Source organism: Duganella sp. Leaf61, from assembly GCF_001421905.1.
Classification (GTDB): domain Bacteria; phylum Pseudomonadota; class Gammaproteobacteria; order Burkholderiales; family Burkholderiaceae_D; genus Rugamonas; species Rugamonas zoogloeoides.
On sequence record NZ_LMLM01000009.1, the window covers coordinates 42,116 to 55,133 of the forward strand.

General features: G+C 64.9%; 8 protein-coding genes. 5 read left to right on the forward strand and 3 right to left on the reverse strand.

Annotated features, from left to right (window positions below; translation table 11 throughout):
- The first annotated feature begins 23 nt into the window (after nucleotides 1–23).
- Genes ASF04_RS08825 through ASF04_RS08845 form a run of 5 tightly spaced genes read left to right on the forward strand, consistent with a single transcriptional unit; the run spans nucleotide 24 to nucleotide 6,686 of the window.
- The gene (locus ASF04_RS08825; protein ID WP_056140129.1) at nucleotides 24–3,236 is read left to right on the forward strand and encodes a methyltransferase domain-containing protein; all 3,213 of its coding nucleotides are present in this window, start codon (nucleotides 24–26) and stop codon (nucleotides 3,234–3,236) included.
- A gap of 30 nt (nucleotides 3,237–3,266) precedes the next feature.
- Complete coding sequence (locus ASF04_RS08830; RefSeq protein WP_056140131.1) at nucleotides 3,267–4,142, forward strand: glycosyltransferase; 876 nt, start codon at nucleotides 3,267–3,269, stop codon at nucleotides 4,140–4,142.
- A 56-nt stretch (nucleotides 4,143–4,198) separates the two neighbouring features.
- Nucleotides 4,199–5,092 carry a WxcM-like domain-containing protein gene (locus ASF04_RS08835; RefSeq protein WP_082488652.1) on the forward strand — a complete coding sequence of 298 codons (894 nt, stop codon included), beginning with the start codon at nucleotides 4,199–4,201 and terminating at the stop codon, nucleotides 5,090–5,092.
- On the forward strand, nucleotides 5,089–6,192 hold the full coding sequence (locus ASF04_RS08840) for a DegT/DnrJ/EryC1/StrS aminotransferase family protein (RefSeq protein WP_056140136.1): 1,104 nt from the start codon (nucleotides 5,089–5,091) through the stop codon (nucleotides 6,190–6,192). The genes ASF04_RS08835 and ASF04_RS08840 overlap by 4 nt, the downstream gene beginning before the upstream one ends.
- A gap of 8 nt (nucleotides 6,193–6,200) precedes the next feature.
- Nucleotides 6,201–6,686 (forward strand): acyltransferase, encoded by a 486-nt coding sequence (locus ASF04_RS08845; RefSeq protein WP_056140139.1) that lies wholly within the window; start codon nucleotides 6,201–6,203, stop codon nucleotides 6,684–6,686.
- 80 nt (nucleotides 6,687–6,766) lie between these two features.
- Here ASF04_RS08845 and ASF04_RS08850 read toward each other — a convergent pair whose 3' ends face one another.
- The 3 genes from ASF04_RS08850 to ASF04_RS27745 form a co-directional block, all read right to left on the reverse strand.
- Entirely contained in the window at nucleotides 6,767–8,134 is a 1,368-nt protein-coding gene (locus tag ASF04_RS08850; RefSeq protein WP_056140143.1) for an HlyD family type I secretion periplasmic adaptor subunit, read from the reverse strand.
- Entirely contained in the window at nucleotides 8,107–10,257 is a 2,151-nt protein-coding gene (locus ASF04_RS08855) for a peptidase domain-containing ABC transporter (RefSeq protein ID WP_056140146.1), read from the reverse strand. Before ASF04_RS08855 ends, ASF04_RS08850 begins: the two co-directional genes overlap by 28 nt.
- A 199-nt stretch (nucleotides 10,258–10,456) precedes the next feature.
- Nucleotides 10,457–13,018, reverse strand: a 2,562-nt coding sequence (locus ASF04_RS27745; RefSeq protein ID WP_373922129.1) for a beta strand repeat-containing protein, incomplete at its 5' end; no start/stop codon positions are given.

The window sequence follows — 13,018 nt, forward strand, 5'->3', positions numbered from 1 at the left end:
TTTTCTCCATCTGACCTGCCTTCATGACCACTCCTGCCCCTGCCGCCCCTGCTTCCGTGACGAACACCCCCACCAGTGCGCTGGACAATGTGATGGCGCTGGCGGCGCAAGGGCGGCTGGCGATCGCCGACCTGTTCGGCGCGGCGGCGGTACTGACCGAAAGCGGCCAGCCGCAGGTGGCCATCGCCCTGTACCACACCTGGATCGCCCACAGCGACACCAGGCTGATCTATGCAGCCTGCTTCAACCTGGCGGTGCTGCTGTCCCAGACCGGCGACGACGTGGGCGCCGAGGCAGCCTTGCGCCAAGCCATCGCCAACAATGCCAATTTTGTCGAGGCGCGCCTGAACCTGGGCAGCCTGCTCGAGCGCACCGGCCGTCCCGATGCGGCGCTGGCCATGTGGCAATCGATCCTCGATGACGGCCTGGTGCCGGACATCAAGACCACGCCCGCGCTGTACGTGCAAACCCTCAACAACCTGGGGCGCCTGCTGGAAATCCGCCGACGCTACCCGGAAGCGGAAGCAATGCTGGCGCGCAGCCTGCACGTCGATCCGCAGCAAGCCAACGTGATGACGCACTGGGTGCACCTGCGCCAGAAGCAGTGCGCCTGGCCCGTGTACAGCGGCCTCGAGCACATTTCGCAGGCCACCATGCTGGAGGGCACGTCGGCGCTGGCCATGCTCAGCGCGTCCGACGATCCGGCCATGCAGCTGGCCGCCGCGCGCCGTTTCGTGGTGGAAAAGGTCAACGCCGCCGTCGCCCCGCTGACCGGCGAACACGGCTACGACCACGCGCGCCTGCGCATCGGCTACCTGTCGTCGGACTTTTGCTCGCACGCGGTCTCGATCCTCACCGCCGAGCTGTACGAACTGCACGACCGCAACAAGGTCGAGGTCTATGCCTTCAGCTGGAGCCGCGAGGACGGCTCGCCGCTGCGGGCGCGCGTGGTCAAGGCCATGGACCATTACATCCGCATCGACCACCTGACCGACGAGCAGGCCGCACGCGCCATCCGCGCCCATGAAATCGACATCCTGGTGGACCTGCACGGCCTGACGCTGGGCGCACGGCCCAACATCCTGGCCTACCGGCCGGCGCCGGTGCAGATGACCTACCTGGGCTTTCCCGGCAGCACCGGCCTGCCCGGCATCGACTACGTGGTGGCGGACGAATTTTTGATCACGCCGGAAATGGCCGAGCATTTCAGCGAAAAGCCGCTGACCATGCCCGACGCATTCCAGATCAACGACCGCCAGCGCCCGATCGCGCCCACGCCCACGCGCGCCAGCGTCAACCTGCCCGACGGCGCTTTTGTGTTCTGCTCGTTCAACAACAACTTCAAGTTCACCGAGGAGATGTTCGCCAGCTGGATGAACATCCTGCGCCGCGTACCGAACAGCGTGCTGTGGCTGGTGGCCGATTATCCCGAAGTGCGCGACAACCTGTGGCGCTACGCGGAACAAGCCGGCATCGACCGCCGGCGCCTGATCTTCAACAGCCGCGCAGTGCCGGCCGAGTACCTGGCGCGCTACCAGCTGGCCGACCTGTTCCTCGATACGTATCCGTTCAACGCCGGCACCACCGCCAGCGATGCCCTGTGGGCCGGCCTGCCGCTGATCACCCGCACCGGCCGCACCTTCTCGTCGCGCATGGCCGGCAGCCTGCTGCGCGCGGTGGACTTGCCGCAGCTGATCACCGACAACCTGGCCGACTACGAGGAACTGGCCGTGGCGCTGGCCCACGACCCGGCCCGCATCGCCGCCATGAAACGCCAGCTGGCCACCAACCGCCTCAACTGCGCGCTCTTCGACAGCCCGCGCTTCGTGCGCAACTTCGAGGCGGCCCTGCAGCGCGTGGCCAAACCGGCAGCGCCGCGCCTGCCCGCGCCGGCGCACGCCGTACGACCCTCGCCGGCAACCGTGCCGGCCAGGCTGGACCAGATCCCGATCATCACCGTTTCGCACAATGCGCCGCAACAGATCGACACCTTGCTGGCTAGTGTGCGCCGCTTCCACAGCAACCGCGTGACCATCATCGACGGCTCCAACCCGGACGTCGCCGAGCGCATCCGCGCCATCGCCACCCGGTATGACAATGTCGAGTTCATCGCTTTTGGCTACGACATCGGCCAGGGCCCCGGCCTGGCCTGGGCCATCGAGCACCTGGGCCTGTCGGGCGAGGCGCTGCTGCTCGCCCCCGACGTGGAGCTGGTCAACGACGGCCTGCTGGCGGCATTGCACGCCGAACTGGCGCCCGGCATGTATGGCGTGGGCGCCATCCACGCGGTCAACGAACTCGGTTATGCCCGCCCAGACGGCGCCTTGCGCTACCTGGACCCGGCCTGCCTGCTGGTCAACCTCGACGTGGTGCGCCAGTGGCCGCTGCCGATCAAGCACGGCGCGCCGCTGATCGCCGCCATGCTGGCCCTCGACCACGGCGGCAATCCGGACCTGATCAGGCACCTCGACTGGGTGCGTGCCGATCTCGCAGGCGGCGCCGGTGCCCACACGCCCCGCTTCCTGCAGCGCTCCGCAGCCGGTGCGGTAAAGCCGGTCCTGGCCCACCACTACGACCTGCCCGGCGCCGCCACCACGGTCAATGTCGATCTGCTGCAATTCGTGCCGGTAACGGCGCGCAAGCTGGTGGAAGTGGGCTGCGGCGATGGCACCTTCGCGCGCGCGTACCGCCAGCGCAACCCGGTCTGCAACATCACCGGCATCGAGGCGGAACCAGGCCCGGCCCAGGCCGCCCGCCAGCATTGCGACTTCGTGTTTCACGACCACATCGACACCACCGGCGCGGCCTTCTGGGACCACGTGCGCGGCGCCGACTGCTGGTTTTTGGACCAGTCGCTCGAGCACATGGACGACCCGTGGAGCCTGCTGCAAAAAATCCGCACCAGCATCGCCCCCGGCGGCAAGATCGTTGCCACCATCAACAACTTCCAGCACTGGAGCACCCAGGCACGGCTGAATGCGGGCGACCTGCGCTACGGCGCCGATGGACTGGACAAGTCGCGCAAGCGGGTATTTACGCGCGGCACTGCGCTCGACCTGTTCCAGCAGGCGGGCTTCCAGGTCAGCGGCGGCAGCGCCCGCATCATCGACGAGCCGGCCCGTGAAAAGTACCTGGCAGCGATCCGCCTGATGGCCGGCGCGTCGGGCATCGATCCGGTACAGGCGGTAGAAGATGCGTTGCCGTGGCAGTACATCGTGACCGCTGTCGCGGCCTGAGACCAGAGCAAGAACAATACAGGAGCAACCATGAGCCTTCCCTTAGTCAGCATCGTCATTCCTTCGTACAAGCCGGGCCACTTCGAGGCCTGCCTGCGCTCGGCCATTGGCCAGAGCTACCTGAATACCGAAATCTTGGTCAGCGACAACTGCCCCACCGAGGAAATCCGCGACATCTGCAAACGCTTCCCCGGCGTGATCTACCAGCGTTCGACCGCCGTGCGCGAACAGAACGTGATCTCGGCGTTTTATTCCGGCAAGGGCGAGTTCATCAAGCCGCTGTTCGACGATGACCTGTTGCACCCGTTCTGCATAGAGCGCATGGTAGCCGCGTTCCAGTCGGCATCCGACATCGAACTCGCGTTCTCGGCCTCGCAAGTAATCGACATTAACAATATGCGCACCCAGACCCGGCGCGCGTACCAGGCTAGCGGCCACATGAAGGGCATCGACATGCACCGCCACATGGTGCTCAACCTGACCAATCACATCGGCGAACTGAGCACCGTGATGTTCCGCCGCGCCAAGCTGTGGGACCTGGGCTGGCACAAGGTATTCCAGCGCGGCAGCCACGACTTCACCAAGGGCCTGGCCGATATCGCCAGCTATATCAATTTCACCGAAAATGCCGCACTGTTCTACATCGACGAGGAACTAAGCTATTTCCGCCACGACCAACGCCTGCAATCGAACTCCAACGCCAACTCCAATCCGTTTTTCGGCAACAATTTTTCCGACTACATCGACCTGGTGGTTTCGGCCCACGAAACGGGCGCAATCTCGACCGCCGAATTCCTCGGCATGCACGACACGCTGGTGTCCGTCACCGACCGCCTGTCCGGTGTTTTCGAGCAGATGGGACAAGCGTTCGCGCGTTATACGGCCTACCGCGACGCGCTGCTGTAAGATAGCGTTGGAGCAATAATTTCACTATACTTACTGATTAATTTGTTGGAGCATTCATGTCTCATTCAGAAAACACCCGAGTGCACGACGGCGCGCTTGTTGCCGGCAGTGCCACGTTGGGCGATTTCGTGGTTGTTTATCCGGGCGCAGAAGTGGGCGAAAACTGCCGCGTCCTCGGTTTTACCCAATTGTGGAGCGGTGTGCGCCTGGACGACGGCGCCGAACTGGGCCCCGGCGTAACGCTGGAAGCGCCCGAGGTGTCCGGTGCCAGCCAGAACGCCAGCATCGTCATCGGCGCCCAGGCGCGCGTGGGTGCCGGCGCCCTGATCTGTCGCGGCGTGCGCGTGGGCCAGGGCGCGGTCGTGGCGCCAGGCGCCGTGGTGGCGCAAGATGTTCCACCTTACGCCGTCGTTTCCGGTGCGCCGGCCCGCATCACCGATTATGTGCAAAAAGCCAGCGAAGCGCCATTGATGGCCTGGCACCAGCGCGCCAACTTCCCCGAGCAGCCATCGGTGGTTGCGCTCGGCATGTCCGGCGTCACCCTGCACCGCTTCAAGTTCCTGCAAGACCCGCGCGGCGACCTGTCGGTGGGCGAGTTTGCAAAAGAAATCCCGTTCCTGCCCAAGCGTTATTTCCTGGTGATGAACGTGCCCAGCGATAAAACGCGCGGCGAGCACGCCCACCGCGAATGCCACCAGTTCCTGGTCTGCGTCAAAGGCAGTTGCGCGGTCGTGGTAGACGACGGCGAGCAGCGCTGCGAAGTCCTGCTCGACTCGCCGGACCTCGGCGTGTACCTGCCCCCCATGACGTGGGGCATTCAATACAAGTATTCCAGCGATGCCGTTCTGATGGTGTTCGCATCCGACTATTACGAAGCAGGCGACTACATCCGCGATTACAACGAGTTCGTCGCCGAGAAGCGCGCTGCCACCTCCCAGGAGCAAGCATGACCATTCCATTCCTCGACTTAAAAGCCATTAACCTTGCCCAGCAGGACGATATCGAAGCGGCCATGCGCCGGGTGCTGCACTCGGGATGGTATGTGCTCGGCAAGGAGGTCGATGCTTTTGAGAAGGCCTACGCCGCCTACTGCGGCACCCGCCACGCGATCGGCGTGGCCAACGGCCTGGACGCGATCTTCCTGATCCTCAAAGCTTACGGCATCGGTCCCGGCGATGAAGTCATCGTTCCGAGCAATACCTACATTGCCACCTGGCTGGCGGCATCGCACTGCGGCGCCACGCCGGTGCCGGTCGAGCCGGTCGAAGGCACGTACAACCTCGACCCGGCGCGCGTGGCCGCCGCCATCACACCACGCACCCGCGCCATCATTCCGGTGCACCTGTACGGCCAGTCGGCCGACATGGATCCACTGATGGCGCTGGCGCGCGAGCACAACCTGAAAGTGATCGAGGACGGCGCCCAGGCACACGGCGCCCTGTACCACGGCCGCAAGGTCGGTTCGCTCGGCCACGCGGCCGCGTTCAGCTTCTATCCGGGCAAAAACCTGGGTGCACTTGGCGATGGCGGTGCGATCACCACCGACGACGACGATCTGGCGCAAAAGTTGCGCACCCTGCGCAATTACGGCTCGCAAAAGAAATACCATAACGAAGTGCCGGGCTTTAACTCGCGCCTCGATGAGCTGCAAGCAGCGGTCCTCAGCGTCAAGCTCACCACGCTCGACCAGTTTAACCAGAAACGCCGCGAGATCGCCGCCATCTACCTGCGCGAACTGGACGGCATTCCCGGCCTGGTGCTGCCGCAAGTGGCCGAATGGGCCGAGTCGGCCTGGCACTTGTTCGTGATACGTCACCCGCAACGCGACCTGCTGGCGCAGCAGCTGGCTGCCGCCGGCGTCGGCACGGTGATCCACTATCCGCTGCCACCGCATTTGCAGCCAGCCTATGCCGAGTTGGGCTACCATGCCGGCCAGTTCCCGATCGCCGAAATCATCCACGACGAAGTGCTGAGCCTGCCTATGGGACCGACCATGACGGCAGCAGACGCCGCCGAGGTGGTCAGCGCCGTGCGCGCGGCCTGCCTGTAAGGCCCGCCATGACGCGTATTCATGCCTTGGCCGATGTGCAATCAACCGACATCGGCGCCGACACCCAGGTCTGGCAATTCACGGTGGTCCTGAAAGGCGCGCGCATCGGTGCGCAGTGCAATATCAACGCCCATTGCTTCATCGAGAACGATGTGGTCATCGGCGACCAGGTAACCGTTAAATGCGGCAACTACCTGTGGGATGGCTTGCGGGTGGCCGATCGGGTCTTCATTGGACCCAACGTGACGTTTACCAACGATATGTATCCCCGTTCCAAGCAGTATCCGGGGGAATTTCCGCAGACCGTACTCGAGGAAGGCGCCTCGATCGGTGGCGGCGCCACAATCTTGCCCGGCCTTACCATTGGCGCTGGCGCGCTGGTGGGCGCGGGTTCGGTGGTCACCCGCTCGGTCCCCGCCAACGCGGTGGTGGCCGGTAATCCTGCGCGCGTGATCCGCTATCTGACGCCTGGTGCGCCTGCCACGGCAGCGTAACGCCACATCGACACCGGATGCCCCTGCCGCCGCTCAAGTTGCTTGAGCGGCGGTTTTAGTTTACGGCTGCGCCATTTCGCTCAGGGTTCGCGGATCGACTCGTCCAGCGCCCGCGTGAGCGGGTACAGCAGGTACGACATCACGGTGCGCTGGCCCACCACGATTTCCGCCGAGACCGTCATACCGGGCAGCAGCTGCGTGCCTGGCGCAACCTTCTTCAATGCCCCCGTGTACGGAATCCGGCTCAGGTAATAGGTGTCGAGGCCGCCGCCGTTCTTGTCGGCGGTGTCGCGCTTGAACGAGTCCTGGCTCACCGTGCGCACCTTGCCCTCCAGCATGCCGTGCTTCATGAACGTGAACGCATCGACCTTGATGTGGGCCGGCATGCCGGTCTTGATGAAGCCGATATCGACCGAGTCGATCTGCACTTCCGCCTCCAGCTCGGCGCCCAGCGGCACCAGCGTGAACATCTGCTCGGCCTCGCGGATCACGGACCCCACCGAGAACTTGGCGATTTCCAGCACCACGCCGTCGGCCGGCGCCACCATCTGCACCATTTTCAGGCGCTTGTCGGCCTTCGACAGCTGCTCGTTGATGCCGTCGCGGTCGCGCGTGGCGGACAGCAGATCTTCCATCGCCTTTTGTCGCCAGCTGCGCTCGAACGCGGCGCGCTCGGCCTGTACCGACGCCAGTTCGCTGGCCATCTCGACCGCCTTGTTGCGCTGCATGTCCATGTCGCGCTCGACTTCCAGGCGGCGGTCGCGCGCTTCGAGCAGGTGCATCTTGGCGCCGAAGTTCTCGGCAACCAGCTGCTCCTGCATCGCCTCCACTTCGCGCAGGGATTTGACACGCTGGGCCAGCACCACCTGGTCGTGCTTGTTGGTTTCCAGGCCGGCGCGCAGGCGTGCGATGTTCTGGTCCATCTTCGATTTTTGCGCTTCGTAGTTGCCGCGCCGTTCCACCGACAGCTGCTGCTGCAGGCGCGCGTCGTCGCTGCCCGCCTCGGTGCTGCCGGCCTTGCCGCCCAGTTCGGCACGCAGGCCGGCGGCCTGGTTGTTCAGGCTGTCAAGACGGATGCGCAGCTGGCTTTCATCGGCCGCGCTGAAGGTGGGGTCGAGCGTGGCCAGCAACTGGCCCTTCCTGACGATTTGCCCCACCCGCACGTCGATGCTCTGGATGATCGACGTATCGAGCGGCTGCAGCACGATATTCGGCAGCGGGTTGACCAGGCGGCCGTGGGCGATGACGACCTTGTCGATCGGCGAAACGCTGGCCCAGACGATGAAGCCGACCAGCGTGAGCACCAGCAAATGCAGGGTCAGTTGCACGAAGCGCGGCAGCGGGCCGCGCTCGATGGCGTCGGCGTCCGGCAGGAAGTCGATCTCGGTCTGGTCCTTTTGCTGGCGGACCTTGCCCGGATTTACAGGTGGCTTGTTTGCTGGTTCCATAAATGCTGGTAAGTGTCGCTACGGGTAAGCAGTTCTTCATGTCGGCCGGCATCCACCAGGGAGCCTTGCTGCATGACCATGATTTTGTCGGCATTGACCAGCGTGGACAGGCGGTGCGAAATCATCACCACCGTGCGGCCCACGGCGATCTTCGAGAGATTTTTAATGAAGATTGCTTCCGATTCCGGGTCCAGCGCGGAGGCGGCCTCGTCCAGGATAAGGATGCGCGGGCGCGCCACCAGCGTGCGCGCGATCGACAGCCGCTGCTTCTGGCCGCCGGACAGGTTGGAGGCGTTCTCTTCCAGGATGGTGTCGTAGCCCTGGGGCAGGCGCTCGATGAATTCGTCGGCGCCGGCCGCGACCGCTGCCGCCACCAGTTCCTCGAACGGGGCGTCGGGCTTGGTCACCGACAGGTTTTCGCGCACCGTGCCGCGGAACAGGAAGTTCTCCTGCAACACCACGCCGATCTGGCGCCGCAGGTGCGACAGTTCGATTTCGCGCGCGTCGATGCCGTCGAAGCGGACGATGCCTTCCTGCAGCGGGTACAGCCCCTGGATCAGCTTGGTCAAGGTGGTCTTGCCGGACCCGGAGCGGCCGACAATACCCACCACCGTGCCCTGCTCGATGGTAAAGCTGGCCTTGTTGAGGGCCAGGTTCTGCGCACCGGGATAGCGGAAGATCACGTTGTCGAACCTGATCTCGCCTTCCAGCTGCGGACGCAGGCCGGTGGCGCCGGCGCGGCCTTCCGGCGCACGGTTCATCACCTCGCCCAGCATGCGCACCGACAGCGCGGTTTCCTGGTATTCGTTGACCAGGCCGACGAGCGAAATGAGCGGCTGCGTGACGCGGCCCGACAGCATCTGGAACGCGATCAGCGCACCGACCGACAGGGTGCTGTCGAACACGTCGGCCGCGCCCACCACGATCAGCGTGACCGGCAGCAGCTTGCCGAGGAAATCGGTGACGGCGTTGCCGGCGATCGAAATCTGCCCCACGCGGAAGTGCATGGTGATCGCCTCGGCCGAGCGCTGGTCCCAGGTGCGGCGCTGCGACGGCTCGATCGCCAGCGCCTTGACCGTGCGCATGCCGTGGATGGTTTCCACCAGCATGCCCTGGCGCTGGCCTTCGGCCGTGTACAGGGCGTTGAGGCGGCGTTGGAAAGTCGGCACCATGGCCAGCACCACGCCGCCGATCAGCGCCGCGAACAGCAGCACGATCAGGGTCAGCTTGAACGAGTAGCTGAACAGGATCGGAATGAACACCAGCAGCGAGATCAGGTCAAGCGCGGTGAAGAACAGCCGGCCGGTAAGAAAACTGCGGATCTTTTCCAGCTGCTGCATGTGGCGCGTGATGACGCCGGCGCTGGTGGTCTCGAAAAAGTCGATCGGCAGGGACAGCAGGTGGCCGAACACGCGGCGCGTCAGGCGCATGTCGATTTTATTACTGGCGGCAAGCGTCAGGGTCTGGCGCAGGAAGCCGAACAGCGCGTCGAACACCAGCGCCATGGTGATGCCCACGGCCAGCACCTGCAAGGTCGTCACGCTCTGGTGCGTGAGTACCTTGTCGATCACCAGCTGGAAGAAGATCGGCGACGCCAGCGCCAGGATCTGCATGGCGATGGCGGCAATGAAAATGTCGCGGAATGCCGCCTTCTGGCGCAGGATTTCGGGAATGAACCAGCGCAGGCCGAACGGCTGGTGCGGGTCGGTAAACTTGTGCTCCCGCTTGACGAACAGCACCTCGCCCTGCCAGCGCTGCTCGAACTCGGCGCGCGCGACCATGATCACGGTGGCGTTGGCCAGCGCCGGATTGAGTACCGCCACCTGGTCGGGGGCGCCGTCCTCGCCCGGCTTGACGCCGACGATGATGACCATGTTGCCGCTGATCAGGCGCGCCATCAGCGGGAACACGCCGCCCTGCGCCAGCAGGCGCGACCAGGTCAGCTTGTCGGCCTTGGCTTTCAGGCCGATCTCGGACGCCATGCGCAGCAGCATGCCGTTGCCCGGCTCTTCCGCGCGCAGCGCGTACTCGTCGATCAGGCGTTCGGGGTTGATTTGCAGGCCGTGATGCTGTGCGATCGCTGTCAGGCACTGTACCGCGGTGTGGGGAAATTTATCTTGCATAGGGCCTGGTGGGAGTGGGGAACCGGAGTGATACCAGCCTTGGAATTCTACCCGCCAAGGTGTTGCTTCGGGGGATTTTGTTGTTTGGAAGCACAACCCATTTTACATTTCTGTTCGACGGATGAAATCGCTGCGCGCTCCGAAAAAAAAGCGGCAAGACCCGCAGGTCTTGCCGCTCTCATGGTGCAACTACGTCAGCTTACTTGGCTGCCAGGATGCCCTGGCCATGGCCGCCTTGCAGCGCTTTGAGGCGCAGCGAGTCTTCGGTGGCCGCCTGGTGGGTCGAGGCGGTCAGCTTGTGCTCGAAGTTGCCGATGGCGCTGGCCATGGCGGCCACTTGCGAGTTCACGCTCGATGGCAGTTCCAGCTTGGCCGTGTTGGCGGTGCTGGTGGCTGCCGCGTCAAAGCTCGACAAGGCGTTCGACAGGCTGCTCACCGACGAGGTCAGGCTGCCGGCAGTCTTGCTGCTGTCCTGGAACCAGACGTCCGCTGCCTGGTGCACAGCGCCGTCGGTGGTCTCGTAGGTCGAGACCATGCCGATCAGGTTGCCGTTATCGACGATGGACGTTTTCTGCACGTCGAGGTTCAGCTTGGCGATGTTGAGGTCGGCCAGCGACTTCAGTTCATCGGCCTGGCTGACGCCGTCGGCATTGCCATCGACCCACACGCGCAGGTTGTTGAACTGGGTGTCCTTGGCATCGATCACGCCATCACCGTTGGCATCGAGCTCCGCCAGCGCCTGGTAGCCGTTGGCCGCTTTCTGGCCGTTGGCCAGGGTGGTGCCTTCGCCGAACAGTTCGCTACCGTCGTTGATCACGCCGTCGCCGTTGCGGTCCAGGACCAGCAGGCCATCGCCACCACCCACCCAACCGACGTTGGATTTGTTACCGGTGGCCAGCAGATCGAACTGCACGCCGGCCGACAGGTTGAGGGTGTTGATGCCGTTGCCGTTCAGATCGAGAACGATAGGGCTCGACAGTGGCATCGCTGCTTGCTGGTCGGCCGTGATCACCGCTTTCAGCGTCGTCGTGGCGTACAGCGCATCGACCTGGGCCATGGTCAGCGCTTTGATCTGGTCGGTGGACAGTGCCACGAACTGGTCGGTGGTCAACTTCACGAACTGCTGCGTGGTCAGCGCCGCCAGCGACGCGGTTTTCAGCGCCACGATGTCGGCCGTCTCCAGGGCAGCGATGCTGCTGGTGGACAGCGCGCGCAGCTGGGTGCTGGTCAGCGCGTTGATCTGGTCGCTCGACAGCGCCACCGCTTGTGCAGTGGTCAGGCCGGCGGCCAGGGCAGTGGTGCTCAGGCTGGCAATCTGGGTCGTGGTCAGCGCCGCCAGCTGGACGGTGGTGATGGCAGCGAGCTGGTTGGTGCGCAGGGCGGCAACCGCTTCCGTTTTCAGCGCGTTCAGGTCCTGCGTTTCCAGTGCAGCAACGCTGGTGGTGCTCAGCGACGAGACCTGCAAGGTGCTCAGCGCAGCGGCCTGGCTGGTGCCCAGCGCAACGATCTGGTCGGTCGTCAGGCCGTTGGCCACTTGCGCCGTGGTCAGCGCGCCCAGTGCCGCGGTCGTCAGGCTGCCGATCTGGTCGGTGGTCAGTGCACGCAGCTGGGTGGTGGTCAGCGCGGCAATCGACGTCGATTTCAGCGCGTTCAGGTCGGCCGTTTCCAGCGCGGCAACCGCATTGGTGGTCAGTGCAGCCACTTGCAGCGTGCCAAGTGCGCCAGCCTGGGCAGTGGTCAGCGCCACCACCTGGTCGGTGGTCAGGGCACGGATGCCGGCGGTGGTGAAGGCCGCCAGCTGGGTGCTGGACAATGCTGCCACCTGGTCGGTGGTCAACGCGGCGATCTGCGTCGATTTCAGCGCGGCAACGCCAGCGGTGGTCAGGCCGGCCAGGTCGGCCGTTTCCAGCGCAACGATGCTGGCGGTGGACAACGCACCCACTTGCGCGGTGGTCAGGCCAGCGACCTGGCTCGAGCTCAACGCCACGATCTGGTCGGTGGTCAGGCCGTTGGCAATGTTGGCCGTGGACAGGGCCGACAGCGACGCGGTCGTCAGCGCCTGCACTTGCGCGGTGGTGATCGCGGCCACTTGCGCCGAGGTCAGGCCGGCAATGGCGGCGGTTTTCAGCGCGGCCAGGTCGGCCGTTTCCAGCGCCACGATGGCGTCGGTGGTCAGGGCGGCGACTTGCTGGGTGGTCAGCGCGTTGGCAGCGGTGGTGCTCAGGGCCACGATCTGGTCGGTGGTCAGGGCACGGATCTGGCTGGTGGTCAGCGCGGCCAGGCTGGCGGTTTTCAGCGCGGCGAAATCAGCCGTCTCCAGCGCCACGATGGCGTTGGTGGACAGGGCTGCCGCTTGCGCGGTGGTCAGCGCGTTGGCCTGGCCGGTGGTCAAGGCGACGACCTGGTCGGTGGTCAGCGCGGCGATACCGGTGGTGGTCACGGCAGCCAGCTGGGTGCTCGACAAGGCAACCACCTGGTCGGTCGTCAGCGCGGCAACTTGCGCCGTTTTCAGTGCCGCGACGCCGGCGGTGGTCAGGCCGGCCAGGTCGGCCGTTTCCAGCGCAACGATGCTGTTGGTGGACAAGGCGCCAACCTGGGCCGTGGTCAGGCCGGCGATCTGGCTCGAGGTCAGAGCGACGATCTGGTCCGTGGTCAGGCCGTTGGCGATATTGGCCGTGGTCAGGGCGGCCAGGCCCGTCGTGCTCAGGCTCTGCACCTGGGCCGTGGTCAGGGCAGCGACTTGCGCCGAGGTCAGCGCGGC